General features: G+C 63.0%; 23 protein-coding genes and 1 pseudogene. 10 read left to right on the top strand and 14 right to left on the bottom strand.

Annotated features, from left to right (window positions below):
- Positions 1 to 59: 59 nt before the first annotated feature.
- Together AC13EK_RS01935 and AC13EK_RS01940 are read right to left on the bottom strand one after the other, a co-directional pair.
- Positions 60 to 437 carry a TetR family transcriptional regulator C-terminal domain-containing protein gene (locus tag AC13EK_RS01935; protein ID WP_278985280.1) on the bottom strand — a complete coding sequence of 126 codons (378 nt, stop codon included), beginning with the start codon at positions 435 to 437 and terminating at the stop codon, positions 60 to 62.
- Between the two features lie 110 nt (positions 438 to 547).
- A pseudogene (locus AC13EK_RS01940) lies at positions 548 to 772 on the bottom strand (TetR family transcriptional regulator); the annotation flags it as partial.
- On the opposite strand from AC13EK_RS01940, the gene AC13EK_RS01945 reads away from it, so the two are divergent.
- Genes AC13EK_RS01945 through AC13EK_RS01965 form a run of 5 tightly spaced genes read left to right on the top strand, consistent with a single transcriptional unit; the run spans position 729 to position 5,452 of the window.
- A complete protein-coding gene (locus AC13EK_RS01945; RefSeq protein WP_483021998.1) occupies positions 729 to 1,448 on the top strand; it encodes a hypothetical protein in 720 nt (239 codons plus the stop codon). The pseudogene AC13EK_RS01940 and the gene AC13EK_RS01945 overlap by 44 nt on opposite strands.
- Positions 1,449 to 1,504: 56 nt before the next feature.
- Positions 1,505 to 2,131 (top strand): TolC family protein, encoded by a 627-nt coding sequence (locus AC13EK_RS01950; RefSeq protein ID WP_483021999.1) that lies wholly within the window; start codon positions 1,505 to 1,507, stop codon positions 2,129 to 2,131.
- Positions 2,128 to 3,165, top strand: a complete 1,038-nt coding sequence (locus AC13EK_RS01955) for an HlyD family secretion protein (protein WP_004206989.1) — start codon at positions 2,128 to 2,130, stop codon at positions 3,163 to 3,165. The genes AC13EK_RS01950 and AC13EK_RS01955 overlap by 4 nt, the downstream gene beginning before the upstream one ends.
- Positions 3,162 to 4,325, top strand: a complete 1,164-nt coding sequence (locus AC13EK_RS01960) for an ABC transporter permease (RefSeq protein ID WP_278394084.1) — start codon at positions 3,162 to 3,164, stop codon at positions 4,323 to 4,325. The genes AC13EK_RS01955 and AC13EK_RS01960 overlap by 4 nt, the downstream gene beginning before the upstream one ends.
- A complete protein-coding gene (locus tag AC13EK_RS01965; RefSeq protein ID WP_278394083.1) occupies positions 4,322 to 5,452 on the top strand; it encodes an ABC transporter permease in 1,131 nt (376 codons plus the stop codon). Before AC13EK_RS01960 ends, AC13EK_RS01965 begins: the two co-directional genes overlap by 4 nt.
- A 163-nt stretch (positions 5,453 to 5,615) precedes the next feature.
- Here the strand turns inward: AC13EK_RS01965 and AC13EK_RS01970 are convergent, their stop codons facing one another.
- The 10 genes from AC13EK_RS01970 to AC13EK_RS02015 form a co-directional block, all read right to left on the bottom strand.
- Positions 5,616 to 6,527: an alpha/beta hydrolase family protein gene (locus AC13EK_RS01970; RefSeq protein WP_278985278.1), complete on the bottom strand. Its 912-nt coding sequence runs from the start codon at positions 6,525 to 6,527 to the stop codon at positions 5,616 to 5,618.
- Between the two features lie 295 nt (positions 6,528 to 6,822).
- The gene (acpP, locus tag AC13EK_RS01975; protein ID WP_004206981.1) at positions 6,823 to 7,062 is read right to left on the bottom strand and encodes an acyl carrier protein; all 240 of its coding nucleotides are present in this window, start codon (positions 7,060 to 7,062) and stop codon (positions 6,823 to 6,825) included.
- 102 nt (positions 7,063 to 7,164) lie between these two features.
- Positions 7,165 to 7,464: a polyhydroxyalkanoic acid system family protein gene (locus tag AC13EK_RS01980; protein WP_004206980.1), complete on the bottom strand. Its 300-nt coding sequence runs from the start codon at positions 7,462 to 7,464 to the stop codon at positions 7,165 to 7,167.
- A gap of 14 nt (positions 7,465 to 7,478) precedes the next feature.
- Positions 7,479 to 7,904: a PaaI family thioesterase gene (locus AC13EK_RS01985; RefSeq protein WP_004206979.1), complete on the bottom strand. Its 426-nt coding sequence runs from the start codon at positions 7,902 to 7,904 to the stop codon at positions 7,479 to 7,481.
- Positions 7,905 to 7,912: 8 nt separating this feature from the next.
- Positions 7,913 to 8,839: an electron transfer flavoprotein subunit alpha/FixB family protein gene (locus tag AC13EK_RS01990; protein WP_004206978.1), complete on the bottom strand. Its 927-nt coding sequence runs from the start codon at positions 8,837 to 8,839 to the stop codon at positions 7,913 to 7,915.
- A gap of 115 nt (positions 8,840 to 8,954) precedes the next feature.
- Complete coding sequence (locus tag AC13EK_RS01995; RefSeq protein ID WP_004206977.1) at positions 8,955 to 9,698, bottom strand: electron transfer flavoprotein subunit beta/FixA family protein; 744 nt, start codon at positions 9,696 to 9,698, stop codon at positions 8,955 to 8,957.
- Positions 9,699 to 9,707: 9 nt separating this feature from the next.
- Positions 9,708 to 10,616 (bottom strand): NAD(P)H-dependent flavin oxidoreductase, encoded by a 909-nt coding sequence (locus tag AC13EK_RS02000; RefSeq protein WP_483022000.1) that lies wholly within the window; start codon positions 10,614 to 10,616, stop codon positions 9,708 to 9,710.
- Entirely contained in the window at positions 10,613 to 12,403 is a 1,791-nt protein-coding gene (locus AC13EK_RS02005) for an acyl-CoA dehydrogenase C-terminal domain-containing protein (protein ID WP_017503705.1), read from the bottom strand. Before AC13EK_RS02005 ends, AC13EK_RS02000 begins: the two co-directional genes overlap by 4 nt.
- A 45-nt stretch (positions 12,404 to 12,448) precedes the next feature.
- Positions 12,449 to 14,800 carry a 3-hydroxyacyl-CoA dehydrogenase/enoyl-CoA hydratase family protein gene (locus AC13EK_RS02010; protein WP_069335616.1) on the bottom strand — a complete coding sequence of 784 codons (2,352 nt, stop codon included), beginning with the start codon at positions 14,798 to 14,800 and terminating at the stop codon, positions 12,449 to 12,451.
- Entirely contained in the window at positions 14,797 to 15,933 is a 1,137-nt protein-coding gene (locus AC13EK_RS02015; RefSeq protein WP_069335617.1) for a thiolase family protein, read from the bottom strand. Before AC13EK_RS02015 ends, AC13EK_RS02010 begins: the two co-directional genes overlap by 4 nt.
- Positions 15,934 to 16,215: 282 nt before the next feature.
- Between AC13EK_RS02015 and AC13EK_RS02020 the strand changes: the two genes are divergently transcribed.
- The 5 genes from AC13EK_RS02020 (at position 16,216) to AC13EK_RS02040 (ending at position 21,044) form a co-directional block, all read left to right on the top strand.
- Complete coding sequence (locus AC13EK_RS02020; protein WP_026109760.1) at positions 16,216 to 16,860, top strand: DUF3422 family protein; 645 nt, start codon at positions 16,216 to 16,218, stop codon at positions 16,858 to 16,860.
- 211 nt (positions 16,861 to 17,071) lie between these two features.
- Positions 17,072 to 17,476 carry a DUF2147 domain-containing protein gene (locus AC13EK_RS02025; protein WP_026109759.1) on the top strand — a complete coding sequence of 135 codons (405 nt, stop codon included), beginning with the start codon at positions 17,072 to 17,074 and terminating at the stop codon, positions 17,474 to 17,476.
- A gap of 32 nt (positions 17,477 to 17,508) precedes the next feature.
- Complete coding sequence (locus AC13EK_RS02030; RefSeq protein ID WP_036526777.1) at positions 17,509 to 18,816, top strand: OmpP1/FadL family transporter; 1,308 nt, start codon at positions 17,509 to 17,511, stop codon at positions 18,814 to 18,816.
- Positions 18,816 to 20,492 (top strand): long-chain-fatty-acid--CoA ligase, encoded by a 1,677-nt coding sequence (locus AC13EK_RS02035; protein WP_017503286.1) that lies wholly within the window; start codon positions 18,816 to 18,818, stop codon positions 20,490 to 20,492. Before AC13EK_RS02030 ends, AC13EK_RS02035 begins: the two co-directional genes overlap by 1 nt.
- 81 nt (positions 20,493 to 20,573) lie before the next feature.
- Positions 20,574 to 21,044, top strand: coding sequence for a MerR family transcriptional regulator (locus AC13EK_RS02040; RefSeq protein WP_017503287.1), 471 nt, complete (start codon positions 20,574 to 20,576; stop codon positions 21,042 to 21,044).
- Positions 21,045 to 21,103: 59 nt separating this feature from the next.
- Here the strand turns inward: AC13EK_RS02040 and AC13EK_RS02045 are convergent, their stop codons facing one another.
- A complete protein-coding gene (locus AC13EK_RS02045; protein ID WP_017503288.1) occupies positions 21,104 to 21,376 on the bottom strand; it encodes a hypothetical protein in 273 nt (90 codons plus the stop codon).
- On the bottom strand, positions 21,373 to 21,879 hold the full coding sequence (locus AC13EK_RS02050; RefSeq protein ID WP_234791899.1) for a DUF6796 family protein: 507 nt from the start codon (positions 21,877 to 21,879) through the stop codon (positions 21,373 to 21,375). The genes AC13EK_RS02045 and AC13EK_RS02050 overlap by 4 nt, the downstream gene beginning before the upstream one ends.
- Positions 21,880 to 22,012: the final 133 nt, after the last annotated feature.

The raw sequence follows: 22,012 nt of genomic DNA on the forward strand, positions 1-22,012 counted from the left end.
AAATAGAGGCAGGCATGCTGTTGCGCGGCCTCCCGCAAGGCAAGATCAGCAATCCATTCTTAGTCGACTCTCGTTGCCGCCCTCGCCAGCATGAGATCCACGAGAAAGTCCAGAAGCTCTCCGCTTGCGACCTCGTGCGGTTCGAGCAGGCCCTGGAACATGCTTCCCTCGTGGACAGCCAGGATCAGTCGCGCGATGCGCGGGAGGCCCCGGGCAACGATGCGGGAGTCCTCGCGAAGGATGTCGGCGAGCGCGCCCTCGATGATGGCGAGGATCCGTCCTTGCCGTTCGGCATAGTGGCTCGCCATGGCAGGATGGCGTAGGGCATAGAGGCCGAACTCGGCCTGGAGCAGATACCAGTCCCGATCGAACGGATAGCTGCGATAAAGGCCTTGAGGAAATTGTCGGCCGTCGAGCCGGGCATGGACAGGGCGCAAGCGGTCGCCTCCTCCAGCCTCGACTGCAAGCGCTCGATCACCCGGTCATAGAGGGCGAAGAACAATTCGTCCTTGGATCGGAAGCTGGAATTATAGGCCCCCCGGCTCAGACCGACGCGCTCGCAAATATCTTCCTGGGTGGAGCCATGGAAGCCACGTTCGGCGAAGGCCTCGAGAGCGCCATCCAGGATGCGCTCCCGGGTCTGCGCCCGGGTCGGGCGCGTTCGTGCCGGGCGGCGGCTCACGGGATCACGGGCGGGAGCATTTCGATACAAATATGTATTGAGTCGGTTGGATGTCAACGTTACCGTGCGGGAGCAGGAGACGTTCTTCATGACCTTGCGATGTTCGATGCTGGTTGCCGCGCTGGCGACTGCGGTCTGTCAGGGCGCGCAGGCGCAAACGATCGACAGGCTTGATCTCGATTATCGAAGCGCCCAGGCGAGGCTGCTCGAGCGGTCGGACGCGATCCAGGGCGCCGACGCCGATGTGCGCAGCAAGGAGGCCCAGAAAGGCTCCACGAGCACGTTGCGGCGTCCGACCGTCGAGTTCGAAGGACAGATGATCCGCTATCAGAAAACCCTCTATCTGCCGCTCGGCCCGCTGGCGGACGTGGCCCAGGATTATTCCATCTCTGACCCCCTGCGCTTCGAGATCGAGCGCACCAGCACCCGGCCGATCGTGACGGCGACGCTGCCGCTCTATTCCGGCGGCCAGATTCCCGCCGCCCAGGCGGGCGCCGCGGCGCAACTGGGACAGTCGCGCGCGGAACGCCAGATCGTCATCGACAACGGTCTGTTGCAGATGACCCAGCTCTATTTCGGCCAGCAGTTGCTCGAGCGCGTGCGCGATGTTCGCCGTGATGCGCTTGCGGGATTAGAGCGGCATGTCGCGGACGCCCTCAAGCTCGAACAGGAAGGGTTCATAAGCCGGGCCCAACGCCTCCAGGCGCAGGTAGCGCGCGACGACGCCGCGCGCAGGCGCAGGCCGATCTCGCGAGTGCGCAGGTAGCGCTTGCCGGCGCGCTGCGGGCGCCGTCCGGCGTCGATCCCGTCTCCCCGATCTTCGTGATCCGTCAGCCGCTCCGTTCGCTCGACACCTATGTGGACGCGGCCCTGCGCGCCCATCCCCAACTGGATCGGCTCGGCGCGCTGGAAGACCAGGCTGAAGCGGGGGTGGCCCTTCAGCGCGCCAAGCTCCGGCCTACGATCTATGGCTTCGCCCAGTATAATTTCGATCGGCGCGACACGCTGTTGACCGATCCCGACTGGTCGGTGGGCGTCGGGCTGCGCTACACGCTCTTCTCCGGTGTGGGCCGCTCGCAAGCGGTGCAGGCCGCGCGGGAAACGGTGACGCAAGCCAATGCGGGCCTGCGCGAAGCCCGCACCCAGATCGAAATCGGCGTCACGCGGTCCTGGAACGATGCGGAAGCCGCGCGACGGCGGTTTGAGCTGACCGACACGGCCATCACTGCGGCGCAGGAGAATCTGCGGGTCCAGACCCTCGGCTATCAGGAGCAGCAGACAACCTCGCTCGACGTGATCGATGCGCAGCTCGGTCTTGCCCGCTCCCGGATCCAGCGCGCCCAGGCCGGATATGATTTCGTTGTCGCGCTCGCCCAGCTTCTCCACGTCAGCGGTCAGATCGCCACATTGCCGGACTATATCGACCAGGGTGAAAGGGTCACGCCATGACCGCCACATCGGAAACCCTGGTCACCCCGGACGAGACGGCTCCGCCGGTTCCGACCGGGCGGAAGCGCAAGTTGCTGCCGCTCATTGCTTTCCTCGTCGTGGTCATTCTCGGCCTCGGTCTCTGGCTGGCCTATCGCCCGGTTCCCGATCAGCTCCAGGGCATGGTCGAGGCCCGCGAACTGCGGATCACGAGCAAGGTCTCGGCTCGGATCACGGCCTTTCATGTCGAGGAAGGCCAGCCGGTGAAGACGGGACAGCTGCTCTATACGCTCGACAGTCCCGAGGTCGAAGCCCGCTCCGAACAGGCCGGCGGCGCGCTCGCCGCCGCGCAGGCGAATGCGGACAAGGCCGATGAAGGCGCACGGCCGGAGGATATCCGGGCTGCCGAGGCCCAGTGGCGACGCGCGCAGGCGGCGGCGGACCTCGCCCAGACCACCTATCAGCGCACCGAGCGCCTCTTTGAACAGGGTGTGCTGGCGGGGCAGAAACGCGACGAGAGCCGCGCAAACGCCCTGGCCTCCAATGAAGCGGCCCGAGCGGCGCGCGCGCAATATGATCTGGCGCTGGCCGGGGCGCGGCGACAGGATCGGCAGGCCGCGAGCGGACAGGTGCGCCAGGCGCGCGGCGCCCTGGCCGAAGTCGAGGCGGCCGAGAAGGAAACCCGGGTGTTCGCGCCGTCGGACGGTGAGATCGGACGCAGGCTGGCGCAGTCGGGCGAACTCGTGCCGCAGGGATTTCCCGTCTTCGTCCTGACCGACATCGATCATCCCTGGGTGACGCTCACCCTGAGAGAAGATCAGTTCAGTGCGATCCGCCGGGGACGGGTCCTGACCGGCCGCATACCTGCGCTCGGCGATCGTTGCGCCCAGTTTCGGGTCTTCTACATCGCGCCCGCCGGCGATTTCGCGACATGGCGCGCGACCCGCCAGTCGAGCGGCTTTGACGTGAAGAGCTTTGACGTGCGCCTGTCGCCCGTGTCGCGGGTCGATGGGCTGCGCCCCGGCATGACGGTCCTGTTCGACTGGCCGCAATGATCCGGGCCTTCGTCGATAGCGCCCGGCGCGAAACCGCCTTCCTGCGCGGCAGCGTCTGGGATCTGGCGCTGGTCACCTGGCTGCCTCTGCTGCTGCTGGCGATCGTCGCGGTCCAGTTGTCGGCAAGCGTCATGCGGAACCTGCCGATCGTCGTGGTCGACGAGGACGGCGGCGGCGTCGCGCGCGACCTCACCCGCAAGCTGGAGGCGTCACCCGGGCTCAAGGTCGCGGCGCGGCCACCGGACATGGCACAGGCCGAGCATCTGGTCCGCTCCAACGCCGCCTATGCCGTGGTCCTGATCCCGCGTGATCTCGAGCGCACCGTGCTGCGCGGCGAGACCGGCAAGATCCTCCTCTTCTACAATGCGAGCTATTCCACGCCCTCGGGTTCGGTGTTGCGTGAAGTCGGCACCGTGGTCCAGGCCCACGCAAAGGCCTTGGCCGGGGAGCAAAGCGCCGCGATCGCCGGTCCCGCGCGTGTGCGGCCGCAGCCGGTGAGCGTGCAGAGCCGGATCCTCTACAACCCGCAGGCCAGTTACGAGCTGCAACTCGTCGCCCTGATCCACCCCGCACTCCTGCACCTGCTGTTCATGATCGCGGTCGTGAGCGCGCTCGGTCGCGAGCTGCGGGACGGGACCATCGGAGCATGGCTTGCAGGGCCTCGAGGCGAGGCGGTCGCCGCCGTCGCCGGCAAGATCGCGCCCTATATCCTCATCTTCCTGCTCTGGGGGGCGCTTGCGACCGGCTATCTCGCGGTCTACCGGGGCTGGCCCGTGCAAGGGAGCGTGGCGATGCTGATGGGCGGCTATCTCGCCCTCTATCTCGCCTATGCGGGCATGGCCTTGTTCATCGTCGGGGCCACCCTTTCCATGGGGCAGGCGCTGTCGATGACCGCCCTCTATGCGGGCGCTTCCTTCGCCTTCGCCGGGGCGATCTTCCCGATCGAGTCGGCCTCCGCCTTCGCCCGGCTATGGAGCGCGCTGCTGCCTTTTACCCGCTTCGCGCGGCTGGTCGCGGAGCAATGGATGATCGGCGCACCCGTGCTCGCATCTCTTGGATCGATCCTGGCGCTGTTTGCCTTTCTCGTCGTCGGCTCGGGCGCCGGGCTGCCGCGCTATGTCTCGGCGCGGATGAGCCCGGAGGTCTGGGGACGACGATGATCGGCCGCGCCTTCCTCGCTACCTTCCGCGCCGTTCTCTCCGACCGCTCCGCCTTCATGCTGATCGTCGTGTCGACGATCCTCTATTCCTTCTTCTACCCTTCAGCCTATTCCGGGGAGGTCGCGGTCCGCATTCCGGTGGCCGTCGTCGATCTCGACGACAGCGGCGCAAGCCGCAGTCTCGTGCGCCGGATCGCAGCGCTCCAGCAGGCCGATCTTGCCGCGCGCCCGGCCTCTCCAGGAGCCGCCCGGCTCTGGCTCGAGACGACCGGCGCAGGGGCCGTGGTCATCATCCCCGAGGGGTTCGAGCGACATATTCTGAACGGCGCCAAGGGCACGGTCGCGCTCTACGGCAACGGCGCCTATCTGCTGCGCAGCAGCACGGCGCTGTCAGGCATCGGCCTGGCGGTCACCACGATCGCCGGCGAGGCGGCGCGCGATCAGGCCATGGCGCAGGGCGCACCCGCCCGCCCTGCCCTGTCGCTCGTTCAGCGCCCGCTGTTCAACACGCGCGAAGGCTATGGCAGCACGGTGTTCCCCGGGGTCGGCTTCCTCATCATTCACCAGACCCTGCTGATGGGCCTGACGATGCTCGCCGCCACCCTGCGCGAGACACTGAGACGCTTTCGTCTGCCCTCGCGCACCCTTATCGGAATTGCCCTGGCCTTCTTCGTGATCGGCTGGGCCGACGTGGCCTATTATGCGGGTTTTGTGTTCTGGTTTCAGGACTATCCCCGCGCCGCCGGCTCTCCTGGCGCCTTGATCGTGGGCGGCAGTTTGTTCGTGGGCGCGACTGTGGCGGCGGCGCTTGCGCTGGCCAGCCTCTTCCGGACACGGGAACGACCCCTGCAACTGTGGATGGGCACGTCGCTCGCCATCTTCTTCCTCGCGGGTCTCTCCTGGCCGGCGGAGGCGACGCCGGCCTGGCTGGCGCTCCTCGCGCGCCTCCTGCCAACCACCGCGGGCATTCATCTCATGGTCGGGCTCAATCAGATGGGCGCGAGCCTTGCCGAGCAGACGCGGGAGGTGCTCAACCTCGCCATCCTCATTCTGGTCTACGGAGGCCTGGCCTGGTGGCGCTTCACGAAGATTTCCGCGCCGGACCTTCAGCCTCTCAAGCCTGACTGACGCCTCAATGGAACGAGATCGTCAGGGGCACCCCAAGTGCAACCCTCTCGCCCCGGCCGACGCGACCTTGGCGCAACCCAGGGGGAGGTGTTCGAAGCGGACCTCTGCAGGGCTTCATCAGATAGAGATCACCGAGATGGGGATAAACCGGAGGCTGCCTCGACTATTGCTCTGCTTTCGCCGCCGCGAGGATCGCGGCCTCTACCGGCGCCCAGGTGGGGTCCGCAGGCGAAAGCATGTTGAAGTGGCCCGCATTCTCCAGGGTGATCACCGTCGCCTTATCGCCGGCCGACTGTGCGGCTGCTGCATAGGCTTGCGCGGCTGAAGGCTCCAGCACGACGGAAGCGACCATGAATTGAGGCACGGCCAGAGGCAGCCATTCGATCGGATTTGCCTGACGGTAGCGGCCCGCCTGTGCGTCAGGAGCGCCCCCGAACAGGTTGACGAAGATCGGGCGGCCGCAAATATCCTTGTCGAACCCGTACAGGGTTCGCAGGTCGCCTGGGCCGACGATGGCGACCGCGGCGGAAACCTTCAGTGGATCAGCGCCGCGGACCTCGCTGTCGGCAGGCAATCTGGGACGGGCCGCCAGCCACAGGGCAGCGTGGGCGCCGGCCGAATGTCCCACCGTCACCACATGCTTCAGGTCCAGAGGCTGGGTTCGTGCCAGCACCCTCAAGTGATCGAGCGCCGCTCCCCAATCCTGGAAGGTCCCAGGCCACCCGCCGCGGGTGTCACCAACCTGTCGATACTCTATATTCCATGTCGCCACGCCCTTGTCCGTCAAGGCGCTCGCCAACGGCGCCGTGCCTGCCAGTGTCTCATAGCCTTTGGTCCAGCAGCCACCGTGAATGACCATGACGACGGGAAACGGGCCAGGACCTGCAGGCAAGCGCAGTTCACCGATCTGCAGAGGATCAGGACCATAGGCCTCGACGAGCGTCGGAGCGGTGACGGGAAGGGCGTGGAGTTGGGGCGGTCCGATCAGCGCATGTTGGTTATCCGACGGCGTCTGCGCCCAAGCGGTGCTCGTGACAATCAAGACTGTAGCCAGGCCTAATGAACGGTATCGCATGATCTACCTCTTTCATGCATCTTCCCGCTCCGACGTTACCAGCCAGTTCGTCAAATGTGAGAAGACAGCGATTCGTCATTAGATAACATGGTTCGCTATATTCTTTTCGGAAACACCATTCCGTCATCGAGTGGGCAAAGCGATAGATGAAATCCCGTTTCTGGCGCAAAGCATATGGCGGCTATGCGCGATCACGGTAGCCTTGATCATGGAAGTGATACGTCAGGCGACCAAAGAGCTATCTAGATTTCATTGTCGTCGTGAATTGCGGTTTCAGAGGATCGTGGGTTTTATCTCACTTGGCTATCCATGCTTCGACCAGCTTGACCGCATCCTCTACTGTTTTGACCTCACCGGCGGCTTCATCCGGGATAGTGAGTCCGAATTCGTCTTCAAGCGCCATCACAACTTCCAGCACATCGAGACTATCCACGCCGATGTCATCGTAGAAAGACGAAGCAAGGGCAATCTGATCCGGATAGACGCCGAGCTGACGGCTAATGATCCTGAAAACTCGGGGAGCGATTTCTTCCATCACAAAGCCCTCGCGCGGACACTATCGGCTAGGAAACAGGGCAGATTCTCGTAAACTCAATCATCGCAGAGCAACGATATTGTCCTGCGGCCAGTAAATTCATCATGCCTTGCTGAGCATTTTCTCGGCGCTCGTTTTCACAAAATCCGAAATCTGTCCTGACATCATTTTGAGGAACAGCGGTACGCTGACGTCGCCGCGAATCTCGCTATCCTCAATGTCGAGTTGCACCGGGATATTCTGCCCCATCGCCCCGATGACCAAGTGTAGTGCGTAGTCCGATACCCACTCGGAACTGAGCGAACCGCCTCCCGGGATATGCGCTGCCAGCTTGGGCAGGCCGGCCTCGATCCTGCTCTTCGCTTCGATTTTACCAAGGCTGTGCGGGATAACGACTTCCATATCTTCTTTCCTGTTCAGGCCGCCCGATCGACGAGCAGCAAGGTCGATGTCGCGGAGGCATAGAGTTTGCCGGCCATGTCGATCAGACGCGCCTCGGTATGCGCCACCCTCTTGCCCATCGACACCACCTGGCCGATTGCACGGACCATCCCGACCCTGTCGGTCAAGGGCGCATGATAGGCGACCTTGAGTTCGAGCGTGACGCAGTTGATGGGCACTTGGGCCGCGGAGTTCGCCGCGATGCCGCAGGCCGAATCCAGCAGCGTCGCGGCATAGCCACCATGGGCGATGCCCATGAAATTGTAGGTCTGCGAGGTGGGCGTCGCGACAAAGACGACCTTCCCCTCCTCCGCCTCAAGCAGATCGATGTCGAACAGATCCATCATGGGCGGCCGGGTGCCGGCCGCCATGAACTGTTCGATCTCTTCCAGACCGGTCATCGCTTACCTCAAAGCTTTTCGGTCAGTTCAGGAACGATCTTGAAGAGGTCGCCGACCAGGCCGATATCGGCGACCTGGAAGATGGGCGCGTCCTCATCCTTGTTGATCGCGATGATGGTCTTGCTATCCTTCATGCCAGCAAGGTGCTGAATCGCACCCGATATGCCGACGGCGACATAGACTTCCGGCGCCACGATCTTGCCGGTCTGGCCGACCTGAAAATCGTTGGGCGCATAGCCAGCATCGACCGCTGCGCGGCTTGCGCCCACACCCGCGCCCAGCTTGTCGGCCAGCGGATCGATCACGCCATGAAACTGCCCGGCCGAGCCCAGCGCTCGCCCGCCCGAGACGATGATTTTGGCCGAGGTGAGTTCCGGGCGCTCGGACTGGGCGATCTCGGCACCCACGAAGCTGGAAAGTCCCGCATCCGTGCCCGTCGCAGCCTCGATACTGGCCGAGCCACCCTCGCGGGCCGCCTTCTCGAAGGCTGTGCCACGCACCGTGATAACCTTCTTTGCATCAGACGACTGGACCGTCGCGATCGCATTTCCCGCGTAGATGGGACGCGTGAACGTGTCAGCGCTTTCCACCGACAGGATGTCGCTGACCTGCATCACATCAAGCAAGGCCGCCACGCGCGGCGCGATGTTCTTGCCATTCGAAGTGGAAGGCGCCACGAACGCGTCATAGCCGCGCATCAGGTCCGCGACGGCCGGCGCGACATTCTCGGGCAAAGCGTGTTTGAACGCCGCATCGTCGAACGTTACGACTTTGGCGACACCCGCGACCTTCGCAGCAGCCTCGGCCACGCCGCCGATGCCCGCACCGGCAACCAGCAGATGGACCTCACCAAGTTTGGCAGCGGCGGTGACGGCCGATAGCGTCGCATCCTTGACCGACGCATTGTCATGTTCAACCCAGACGAGCGTATTCATAACTTATTCTCCGAGAAATCCGCCCCCGCTTCATCTCTGTGCGCACAGGATGAAGCGGGGTGCGCCGTCACTTGCATGGGAGAGGTTCGGCAAGTTCGGCGCGTTTGAAAGTTTATCAAATCGCCATTTCCTTGAGCCTGGCGACCAATTCATCGACGTCGGCCACCTTGATGCCCGCCGAGCGCTTGGGGGGTTCGGTCACCTTGAGCGTCTTGAGGCGCGAGGCGATCTCAACACCGAGATCGGCCGGCGTCTTCGTCGCCAGCGGCTTGGATTTGGCCTTCATGATATTGGGCAGGCTCGCATAGCGCGGTTCGTTGAGACGCAGATCGGTCGTCACGATCGCCGGCAGTTTGAGGCTTACGGTCTCCAGACCGCCATCCACCTCACGGGTCACCGCGACAGTCTCGCCCGATACTTCGACCTTGCTGGCGAATGTGCCCTGCCCCCAACCGAGAAGGGCTGCCAGCATCTGGCCGGTCTGATTGGCATCATCGTCGATGGCCTGCTTGCCGAGGATCACCAGGCCTGGAGCCTCCTCGGTGGCGATGGCCTTCAGGATCTTGGCGACGGCGAGCGGCTCGACCTCATCGTCAGTCTGGACGAGGATCGCGCGGTCGGCCCCCATGGCGAGCGCGGTGCGCAGCGTTTCCTGCGCCTTGGCGACGCCGATCGACACCACCACGATTTCGGTCGCGACTCCCTTTTCCTTGAGGCGGATAGCCTCTTCGACGGCGATCTCGTCGAACGGGTTCATCGACATCTTCACGTTCGCCAAATCGACGCCCGTCCCATCCGCCTTCACGCGCGGTTTCACATTATAATCGATAACCCGCTTGACGGGCACAAGCACCTTCATGGATCAATCCTACTCTGATTGTAATGCCGCCTGATATTCGGCAATGAGTCTCTCACAGATGGATCGGGCCGGTTGGACGGCAGTGGTAGCGCCGACACCGTGGCCTGCCGACCAGATCGTCTTCCAGGCCTTGGCCTCCTCCGAAACCGAAAGCGCGCCATGTGGCTCAGGGAGAGTCGCGGCTTCCAGCGAGGGCCGGAGAAAATTGGCCCCGACGCCGGTGACCCGGTCCGTATAGACGATATCCGCTGGTCCGGCCCCGATCACCATGTCTTTCTGTGGCGGCGAGGCGAGACTCTCTTCCGACGCGATGAAGTGGGATCCGATATAGGCAAGATCGGCCCCCATCATCTGCGCGGCCGCGATCTGGTGGCCGCGCGTGATGGCGCCGGAAAGCGCCAGCGGCCCCTGGAAGAAGCGCCGTATCTCGTCAACCAGTGCGAACGGGCTCATCGTGCCGGCATGTCCCCCCGCGCCGGCAGCGACCGCGATCAGACCGTCGACGCCAGCTTCGAGCGCCTTTTCCGCATGACGCACGTTCGTCACGTCGTGAAAGACCAGCCCGCCATAGCCCTGAACCACCTGGACAAGATCCGCGATGGCGCCGAGCGAGGTGATGACCAATGGCACATGGTGCCGAACGATCAGTTCCAGATCGGCGTCGAGCCTCGGATTGCTCTTATGGACGATGAGGTTGACGCCGAAGGGCGCCGCTCCCGGCATGGGAGCCAGCCGCTCCTCGATTTCATCCAGCCATTCACCGAAACCTTGACTGGTGCGCTGGTTGAGCGCCGGGAAAGTACCAAGCAGTCCCGCCTCGCAGCAACTGACGACAAGGTCCGGTCCCGACACAAGGAACATCGGCGCAACGATGGCTGGAATGGCCAGCCGCTTTTCGAGGCTTGCCGGAAGCGTCAAAACACGTCGTCTTCCAGCGCCATCAGCGACTTCTTGCCCGCCTTGATCGCCAGGAAGCTGGCGGTCGCCTGAGGCAGGATACGCTCGAAGAAGAACGTCGCCGTCTTGATCTTGGCATCGTAGAAGCGCTTGTCCTCGCTGCCGAAGAAGAGCTGCAAGCCTGCGATCTTGGTCGCCTTGGCAAAGCAATAGCCCATGGCCACCAGGCCCATCAGACGCAGATAGTCCGCCGACGCCGCGCCCGCCTCTTCGGGATCCTTGAGCGCCCGCTGCGCGACCGTGGCCGTCGAAAGCTGCAGCGCCCCGAACGCCTTGGCGAGCGCCTCGATCATCGGCTTCATCGGTCCGTCGACGTTGTTTTCCTCGATGAAAGCCGACACCGGATGGAAGAAGCTGCGCAGATAGCGGCCCATATGGGCGCCGAGCTTGCGGCCGACGAGATCGAGCGCCTGAACGCCGTTCGTCCCCTCATAGATCATGGTGATCCGGGCATCGCGGGCATATTGCTCGACGCCGCTTTCGCGGATGTAGCCGTGGCCACCATAGCATTGGACCGCAAGGTTCGCGCTGTCGAACGCAAGGTCGGTGAAGAGCGCTTTGACGACGGGGGTCATGAGCGCAATGAAGTCACTCGCACGCTGGCGCACTTCGGGTTCGGGAGAATGTTTTTCCGCGTCCAGGGCGCGCGAGACCCAGGCCGAGAGCGCCCGGCATCCCTCATTATAAGCCCGCATCGTCATCAACATGCGGCGAACATCGGGGTGAACGATGATCGGATCGGCTGCCTGATCGGGATATTTGGGTCCCGAGAGCGCCCGACCCTGAATACGATCTTTCGCATACCAGGCCGCCGCCTGATACGCCGCCTCGCCCACACCTAGGCCCTGGATGCCGACGGAGACACGCTCCGTGTTCATCATCGTGAACATGGCGGCCATGCCCTTGCCAGGCTCACCGACGATCCAGCCGATCGAATCATCGAAGTTCATCTGGCACGTCGCCGACGCCTTGAGACCCATCTTGTGCTCGATCGCGGCGCAGGCGACGCCGTTCGATTGACCGGGAGTACCGTCCTCCCTGGGCAGATATTTGGGGACGAGAAACAAGCTGATGCCCTTCACGCCCTTGGGGGCGTCGGGCAGGCGGGCGAGCACGAGATGGATGATATTCTCGGTCAGGTCATGCTCACCGGCGGAGATGAAGATCTTGGAGCCGGTGACCTTGTAGCTGCCATCGCCCTGCGGGACCGCGCGGCTGCGCAGGAGCCCGAGATCGGTACCGCAATGAGGCTCGGTCAGGCACATCGTGCCGGACCACTGGCCGCTCACCATCTTGGGCAGGTAGGCCTGCTTGAGCGCGTCACTGCCATGGCCCTCGATCGCAGTGGTGGCACCATGGGTGAGGCCCGGGTAGAGGCCGAAGGAGAGGTTGGACGAGCAGATCATCTCCTCGACCAGCTTGTTGACCGCTTCCGGCAGCCCCTGCCCACCCCATTCCGGATCGGATGCGAGCGCGGTCCAGCCACCTTCGGCGAACTGCTTATAGGCTTCGGGGAACCCCGCCGGCGTCCGCACGACGCCGTTTTCCAGATGACACCCCTCCTCGTCGCCCGACCGGTTGATCGGCAACAGGACGTCGCGACAGAAGCGCGCCGCCTCCTCGAGGATCGCATCGGTGAGATCCGGTGTGAACTCCGACAGCGCGGGAATATCCCCGAAGCCGTCATCGGCATGGAGTTCGTTGAGCACGAAGCGCATGTCGCGCAACGGGGCGTCATAGACTTGCATATTTATATCTCCTGACCGGTCGGCCATCCGGCCGCCGGCCGCCAATCAGTTACGCAGCGGCTTGCCGGTGACGAGCATCTGCTCGACGCGCGCCTGGGTCCGCGGGTCGCGCACCAGTTGCATGAAGGCCTTGCGCTCGAGCGCCAGCAGATCCTCTTCGGTCACGATGTCGATGAGATCCTTCTCGCCGCCCGTCAGGACGTCGGCGAGCGCGCCGGATACGACACCATCGTAAGATGTGGCGAGGCCACGGGCCTGGAAGCCTTCGACAGCCATCGAAAGAGCGGACTTGCCTCCCGCGCCAGGCAAGCGGAATTCCGGAGCCACAGGCGGTTTGTAACCGTCGGCCAGTTCCAGTGCCTTCGCCTTGGCGTCCGCCAGCAGACGGTCCCGGTTCATCGTAATGCCGTCCGAGGGACGCAGGAAGCCATGCTCCTTCGCCTCGGCGGCCGACTTTGCCACAGTGGCTGTCGATACCGTCTCGAAGACCTTGGCTACGGCCGGCATCGGCCCCTTGGGCATGCCGGGACTGGAGCGCCAGCGATCGATCATTTCACCGCATCCGCCCCAGCCAGGGATCAGACCCACGCCGCACTCGACCAGACCCACATAGCTTTCGGCATGGGCCTGCACGGCATCACTGTTGAGCAGGATCTCGCAACCGCCGCCCAATGCCATGCCGGCCGGAGCGCTCACGACCGGGAACAGCGCATATTTGAGCGCCTTGTAGGCCTGCTGCCCGCCCGCGACGAGCTTTTCGATCTCGCCCCATGCCGCGATGTTCAGTGCGAACAGAGCAAGACCGAGATTGGCGCCGGCGGAGAAATTGCTGCCCTCATTATAGACGACGAGCGCCTTGAACTTGTCCTGCACGACCGGGATCGCCTGACCGATCAGCTTCATCACATCGCCGTCGAGCGCGTTCATCTTGCCGGTGAACTCAAGGCAGGCAACGCCGTCGCCGACATCCCAGAGTGCCGCCGAACCATTTTTGAGGATCGGCTGGCTATGGAGCTTGATGTCTTCCAGCAGCAGCACGCCCTCGGGCCGCACGACATCATGATAGTCGCCGGCGGCATCGAGATATTGCCGACGGCCGTCCTGCACCCGGTAGAAAGGCCGATCTCCGGCTACCTTGAAGATCGCGGGAACATCCCGCCCCTCGGCGGCCAGCCGTTCGGCGAGCTTGCCCGGCCCGAGGCGATCGATCAGTTCGAACGGCCCGAACTTCCAGTTGTAGCCGAGCTTCATCGCGTCATCGATGCCGACGATGTTGTCCGCAGCTTCACCGACCAGACTCGCGGCATAGGAAAGAACCTTGCCGAGAATTTCCCAGGCATAGGCGCCGACCTTGCCGGGCGCAGCAACCAATGCTGCCAGGTCCTTCTCGGCCCGGCCCGGCAAGGAAGCCGGCTTCACCGATACGCGATATTCGCCGGTCGCGAGATCGAGCGCTTTCTTGGTCTTCGTCGCCTTGTCGAACGCGTAGAAACCGCCCTTGCCCTTCCGCCCGGTAAAGCCTTCCGCGATCATCCTGTCGACGAGCGGCATCGGCCTCACCGTGTCGAAATAGGCGTCACCTGCCGGCAGCGTCGAGGACAGGCTCTTCGTGAGCAGCGGCATGAGGTCGACGCCAACGAGATCGACAAGGCCGAAAATGCCGGTCTTGGGCACGCCCATCGGCTTTCCGCCGATCTGGTCGGCTTCCTCCACCGTCAGCCCCTGGTCCATCGCGGCATTGATCGCGACGGCCAGCCAGTAGGTACCGATGCGATTGGCGATGAAGCCCGGCGTGTCCCGCGCCGGCACGATGCGCTTGCCGAGCTTTCGATCGACGAAATCCGAGACGCGCCTCGCCACAGCCGTATCAGTGTCGGGGCCGGTCACGATTTCGATGAGCCGCATGTAGCGCGGCGGATTGAAGAAATGGGTGATCAGGAAGTCCTGTTTGAACTGATCGTCCCGCCCCTCGACCAGATGGCCAAGCGGAATCGTCGAGGTATTGGACGATACCGCCGTGCCCGGACGCTTGAGCTGCTCGAGCTTGGCGTAGAGCGCCTGCTTGATGTCGAGCCGTTCGACGATCGCCTCGACGATCCAGTCGCATTCGGCCACCCGCTCGAGATGGTCGTCGATATTGCCCGTTTCAACGAGCTTCGCCGCAGCCTTCGACATGAAGGGCGCCGGATCGGTCTTCAGCATCTTCGCGACCGCACCCTTCGCCACGGCGTCACGATCGCCGCCCTCCTTGGGCACGATATCGAGCAGCAGCACCGGCACGCCGGCATTGGCGACCTGCGCTGCGATGCCGGCGCCCATGACGCCTGCGCCGATCACGCAGACCTTTTTGATGGTTTCCGGCGGGGCGCCGACTGGCTTGATGGCCTGCTCGCTCATTCCGCCGCCTCCAGCACGGTGGCGATGCCCTGACCGCCGCCGATGCACTGGGTGGCAAGCGCATAGCTGCCGCCTTCGCGCTTCAGCAGAGCCGCGGCCTTGCCCACGATCCGCGCACCGGTCGCCCCCAGAGGGTGGCCTATCGCGATGGCGCCGCCGTCCAGATTGACCTTCGACTGGTCAAGCCCCAGGTCGCTGATGCAGGCCAGTGACTGGCTCGCAAAGGCTTCGTTGAGCTCGACAACGTCAAGCTGGTCCACACTGAGCCCCGCCCGCTGCAGCGCCTTGCGCGAGGCCTCGACCGGTCCGATGCCCATGATCTCCGGCTGGCAGCCAGAGACAGCAACCGACTTGATGCGGGCAAGGATCGGCAGTCCATGCGCGCGCGCATAATCCTCGCTCGTGACCAGGATTGCGCTTGCGCCATCGGTCAGCGGCGAGGACGTTCCCGCCGTTACCGTGCCGTCCTGGCTGAAGGCCGGCTTCAGCCCGGCGAGGGTTTCCGTCGTCGTGCCGGCACGCGGCGTGCCATCCTTGTCGACCACGCCCGCCTTGGTCGTGATCGGCACGATCTCGGCCTCGAGCTTGCCGGCCGCGATAGCCGCGGCCGCCTTGTCCTGACTGGCGACCGCAAAGGCTTCCTGCTGGGCACGGGTGATCTGATATTTGGTCGCGATATTCTCCGCCGTGTCGCCCATGCCCATATAGGCGGCGCTCTTCTTCGCGAGCTCGAGGTTCGGCAGCGGATTGAACCCCATCATCGGCACGCGGCTCATCGACTCCACGCCCGCGCAGATGAAGGCCTCGCCGGCGCCAAGCTGAATCTGGCCCGCAGCGATGTGGACCGAGCTCATCGACGATCCGCAGAAGCGATTAACGGTCATGCCGCCGACAGAGAGCGGCAGGTCGGCGAGAAGACCGATAAGGCGCGCGATGTTGAAGCCCTGCTCGCCTTCAGGAAAAGCGCAGCCCAGCACGATATCCTCGATATCTTCGGCCTTCACGCCGGTCTGCTGAATCAGTCCGCGAATGACCTGAGCGGCCAGATCGTCAGGGCGGACGCGCGCCAGCGCGCCCTTGCCTGCCAGGTGAAAGGGGGACCGGGCATAGCCCGCAACAACCACATTACGCATCGATGATAGCCTCTCCAGGGAATCGGACATCTGATTACCTAATGGTGCGTGAAATGACGTTTACGTCAACTAAAATCTTTGGCACTCTTCTCACGCCGTCGAGGGAATCGTCATGCACCGGTTCCCGGGAGGCTTGATATCGGAGGTCTTGGCCGAGGAACGTACGGATGCTCGCCAGTGAAAAACCGCGCACTCTCATCCCGGCGATGATGCTCGCGCCCGTCTTATCGACGGCTGCGCCTCTCCCCAAGCGCCACTGCACCTGTTTTCGAAGGCGCACACATGCGATTTTCTGAGCATCCCCTCCGGCGTCAGATCGTCGGCGAAATGCATCTGCGCCGTTTTCCTGCACTCGAATTGCCCGCCATGGCATTTCAGACGGTTCGCCTGGTCGATGAGAATGACCGGGAGAAGGAATGGCTGATCCTGCAGCAGCGATGTGCCTCTGGACTCGATCGCAACCTGCGCCACCTGGAAACGGAGTGGTCCGCCAACGGGCGGCTGGCCTGGGAAAGGCACAGTGAAGCGGTCACCACGACGCTAACGTCAACCTCGGTCAGCGCGGACGCGCAGTTCTGGTCTGCTCCCGACGTCGGCCCCTTCAGTGATACCTTGCAGTGGATGGAAACGCTGCCGGGCCTGGTCATCCGCGCAACCCACATCGTCGTTGTGGCGAACGATAGCTACGCCGAGCCGGTTGTCGATCGGGCCGACTTCCATCCGGGCCATCTCGTCTCCTGCATCATCGGGGATAGCGTCCGGATCTGGAGCGACTTTCGCATTCACGCCGGCGGCTACGGGCGCCTGGTCGTTGCCGCGAACGGGGCGGCTGACGGCGAAGTGTCGCGTTCCATCCAGCGCATTCAGGAACTGGGCAATTATCGCAATCTTTCCTTGCTTGAAGGCACGCACAGATCAATAGCTTGACGGCGTCACACACGAACACGCCCGAACCCTGACGACGGGGCCAGCAGCGCCTGCCCCCTCCAATTCGCACACAACCTAATAGGCATTTTGATGACGCATTGAGCTATTGACTTACCTATACGTCATTGAGATGGTTATGGGACGCTGATTTGCCGCATATTGGCTCCAGACGTGAAACAGACGGTCGCCTGAAGGCGCGCGGAGAGGAACAATGTCGATCATTCTGACACTACTGGCTTCGAGCACTGCATTGCCCGCCGACACCGTTGTCGGTCGCTGGCAAACCGAGAGCCGTCATGGCGTCGTGGAAATCACCCGCTGCGGGCAATCGATCTGCGGTGCCTTGATCAGTTCCGACGGGATCAAAGCCAACCCCGAACTACGTGACGAAAAGAACAAGACCGCTGCGTTGCGCGGTCGTCCGCTTCGTGGATTGCAGATTCTGCAGGGTTTTACGTGGAAGTCGGGCAGTTGGTCGGGTGGTTCCATCTACAACGCTGAGGATGGCGGTACATACAGCGCGACGGTCACGTTAGCCGATCGGGATCATTTGCGCCTCAAGGGCTGCATCGTCTGGCCCCTGTGCAAGACGCAGACATGGACGCGCCTCCGATAAGCACGAGGAATTTGACAATCACGAAAGGGGAGATGGGCGTGGCAGGCAAAAATTGGAAAGTTGGGATCGCAACATCGGCCGTGGCGGCTGGATTGCTCGCGCCGCAAGCCGCGAGCGCGCAGGCCTTTTACCTTCAGGAACAATCGTCCAGAGGTGCCGGACGAGCCTTTTCGGGCGAGGTCGCCGACCAGGGCGTACAGTCCCTCTGGTGGAATCCGGCTGCGATCGCAGGCATGGAAGGAGTCGATGCCCACCAGGCCGTAAGCGTAATCCTTCCCAAAGGGTCGGTTGACAATGTCAACACGCTCATTGTCCGTCCCGGGCAGTCGGCTGCGGCTGTAGGCGGGAGCCAACGCTCTCGTGATCCGATCAATAATGGCGTACTACCCTCCGGCGCGATAGCCGTCGGCCTGACATCACGGCTCGCTTTGGGGCTGACCGTCGCCTCCCCTTATAGCTTCACAACCAATTATGATGCCGACAGCTGGGCACGGTATAGCGCCGACAAGACCAAGCTGCGAACATACGACATCCAGCCATCGATCGCCTACCTCGTTACGCCAAATCTCAGCATCGGCGCCGCGCTTAATATCGAATATGCCGACGCATCATTGTCCAACTATCTGCCGAACCTATCGCCTCTTCTCGCCGACGGCCACCAGGAGCTGAAAGGCAATGGTTGGGATCTTGGCTGGTCGGCCGGGCTGCAATATCGCGCCGGCCCCATGCAACTGGGCGCCAGCTACAAGTCGAGCGTGAAGCATAATCTCGACGGTTCGGTGACGACGACCGGTCTTCTTGGTCCGCTCGCCGGGCAAAACAGCGTAGTGAATGCAAACGCCACGTTCGAGACCCCCTGGCAGGCGATCTTCGGAGCGCGCGTGGCGGTGTCGCCCAAGGTCACCCTCAACGGTCAGGTGACCCGCATGGGTTGGTCGAAATTCGACGCTATCCGGCTCGGCGCGCCGCTCAACGTTTCAATCCCGGAAAATTACCGGGACACTTGGAGCTTCGCAGGCGGCATCGATTACGCGGTCACACCAGCCTGGACCGTTCGTGCCGGCGTTCAACACGCCCAGACCCCGACGCGCAACGGCAATCGGGACGCTCGAGTGCCTGACAGCAACCGTTGGAATTTCGCTGCCGGCACAAGCTATGCCGTGTCTTCCCGGTTCACGCTCGATGCGGGCGCAGCGTATATTACGTTCAAGGATACGACTATTGATCGCACGACAGCGGCCTATGCCGGCACGGCCGTGCAGACGCCGATCCTGATGGACGGCAAGCTCGAGGACGCGCACGCCGTCGTGCTGTCACTCGGCGGACGTTTCCACTTCTGATGCTGGAGATCGCCATGCCCCAGCCCGCCATCAGCGCCTTCCCGTCGATACCGGAACCGGCAATTCCGCCACGGCTCCTGACCGACCTCCTCGACAATGCGTTGAACCTTTATCCCGAACGCGTCGCCATCGACTTTCTCGGGCGAACCTGGACTTATGCGCAGGTGGGGCAACTCGTTCGCCGTGCAGCACGTGGATTGCAGGATCAGGGGCTGCGCAAGGGCGATCGGTTCGGCCTGTGCCTGCCGAACTGCCCCTATTTCGCGATATTGTACTTCGCGGCGCTGCGCGTGGGTGCGATCGTGGTCAACTTCAACCCGCTCTACACGGAGCGCGAACTGGAGCATCAGATCCGGGACTCGGGAACGCGCATGATGGCGGTACCGGACGTCCGGATAATCCACGAGAAAGTGCAAGCCGTCGCGCCACGTGCCGGGCTGGACAAGATCGTGTTGTGCGGCATGAGGGATATGCTGCCCTGGCTGCAAGGCCTGGGCTTTGCGCTATTCAAGCGAAAAGACCACGCGCGGATACTCGACGAAGGCCTTCATGTCCGGCTCAAGGCGCTTCTCGCCCATGATGCCGAACCTGACGCGGTAGAACGTCACCCTGATGATGTCGCGGTCCTTCAATATACCGGAGGCACAACCGGCGTGCCCAAGGGCGCAATGCTGACCCACGCCAACCTCACGGCGAACAGCGCCCAGATGGTGGTGCATGTGGGAGGACTTCGCCCGCAGCAGGAGAGAACTCTCGGCGTCCTGCCCATGTTTCACGTCTTCGCACTCACGACGGTGCTCAACTTCTCAGTCGAAATCGGCGCCGAAATCGTCCTGCTGCCACGGTTTGAGATGAAGCAGGTTCTCAACACGATGAAGCGCAAGCCGCCGACACAGTTCTTCGGCGTGCCTACGATCTATGTTGCCCTGAACGCGCTTCCGGACGACGAGATACCCGATCTCTCGGCCGTGCGCGCCTGTATATCCGGCGGCGCACCGCTCCCGCTCGAGGTACGCGAGGAGTTCGAGGCACGCACGCGTGCCAGGGTCGTGGAAGGATATGGGCTCTCCGAAACCGCCCCGATCATCGCCTGCAACCCGTTGTTTGGGACGGTGAAGGACAATAGCTGCGGCCCAAGTTTCCCCGGCACCATCATCGAGATCCGAGATCCGGAGAATCCCTCGCGGGTTCTTCCCCAGGGAGAACGCGGAGAAGTGTGCGCCCGCGGCCCTCAGGTGATGAAGGGCTATTGGCAGCGCCCTGCAGAAACCAGTGCTGTCTTCGTCGATGGCGCGCTACGAACCGGCGATATCGGCTATTTTGATGAGGATGGCTATCTCTTCCTCGTCGACCGCATCAAGGACATCATCTTCTGTGGCGGATATAATGTATATCCCCGGATCATCGAGGATGCGGCCTACCAGCACCCGGCGGTAAAGGAGGCGATCGCAATCGCGATTCCTGACGCCTACAGAGGTCAATCTCCCAAGTTGTTCATCGCGCTGCACGAGGGATCGAACCTGACCGTCGATGAACTCAAGGTCTTTTTGCAGGATCGCCTCAGCAAGATCGAGATGCCCAAGGCCTTCGCATTCCGGGACAGCCTGCCCAAGACGTTGATCGGCAAACTTTCGAAGAAGGATTTGATCGAGGAGGAGAACAAAAAGCTCGCCTGAGCCTCTATCCCCTGTCAAGCTACGAGGCTTATGCGCTTGAGTGGTAGGGTAGCCGTGATTGGAGGACAGGGAGTGGATGGCATGGGGAACTCGCTCCACCTCGCCGAGGACGATGAAACGCTTAAGGACGCGGATCGCGACAACCCCACGCACAAGGGGAGAACCCGCGCAAAGGATGCGGATTTACAAGTGTACGGCATCCAGGATGTCGCTCAGGAACTCGGACTGACACTTCGCACGCTACGCTTCTACGAAAAGGAGGGGCTTATCGCCCCTCAACGGGTAGGCAGTACCCGGGCATATTCCAGGCGTGAGATCGGACGCATACAGCTGATTTTGCGCGGCAAACGCCTTGGCTTCTCCATCAAGGAAATCAAGGAGTTTCTCGATCTCTACGATGCCGATCCCGAGCATAAGGAGCAAATGGAGCGATTGATTGCCCGCATCCGGGAAAGGTTGGTCGACTTGAAGACGCAGCGCTCTGCGCTCGACCTGACAATCGACGAGCTTACAACCATCGAAGTGGAAGCGATGGCAAAGTTGCAGCGATAATTTGGTCATCCCATTCTCTAACCGAGCGGTAACGCTTGATCGCGGCGCCCCCGATCCAATCAAGCCGTCAAGCGACGAGCGCCGCGCCGATCGCTAAGGCCGCCCCAGAACCGCGCCATGATCATCCAGGCGATGCCCGACGCGGTCATCGCCCCGCCGACCTGCCATGGCTCGAGGCCGAGCACGCGCGCGATGGGGCCCGCGAGCGCCACGAACGACATCATCGCCATCGAGCAGACGAAGGTCTCGAACATCAGTGGCTTCATGCTGAAAGCGCCTGATGCTTCCTCCCCCACTTGTTCGTCGCCTGTCGCTGTCGCAGCTTCGGTCATGCTGCTTCGTCCCGTGATGCGACCGGCGAACGGCCACCATTCCAGAGCAGCGCCGTCGAGACGGCATAGACAACGAGCCAGCCGAGGTTGAACGCGGCGCCGTCAAGCCAGGTGTGCGCCGGCTCGGGCAGGATGCGCGCGATCAGCATGCCGATCGCGACCAGCGAGACGGGATTGGCCAGCGCTGCGAACCAGCGTGGCCAGGCGGTGCGGCCCAGCGCGATGACGATCCCGAGGAGCAGCAGCGCCAGGCCCAGCGTCACGATCGGCATCAACCAGGCGATGAGCAGGACATGGTAGAAGTGCTGGCCGAGATCGAGCAGCGCGCCATGGGCCGCGGCCGGCGTTTCGAGGATCGTCTTGTAGGCCATGCCGACATAGTAGAAGCCCGCATGGCCGAGCGGAGACCAGGCGATGCCGGCGACCAGCAGGACGAAGGTCAGCCAGCGCCACCAGCCCATCGCCGGACGCAGCCCTTCGAGCAGATGCCAGCAGGAGGGCATAGCGTGGAAAGTACGCTAAACGATGGAGTGGATGGCTCCCGCTCACCGGCTGAGGCAGACTGCCTCGGCTGAAGAGCGAGGAGACGGACGATGAGTGAGATTGTCACGATTGGGCTGGATATCGCGAAGTCGG

The organism is Sphingobium sp. L-44 (assembly GCF_056859495.1).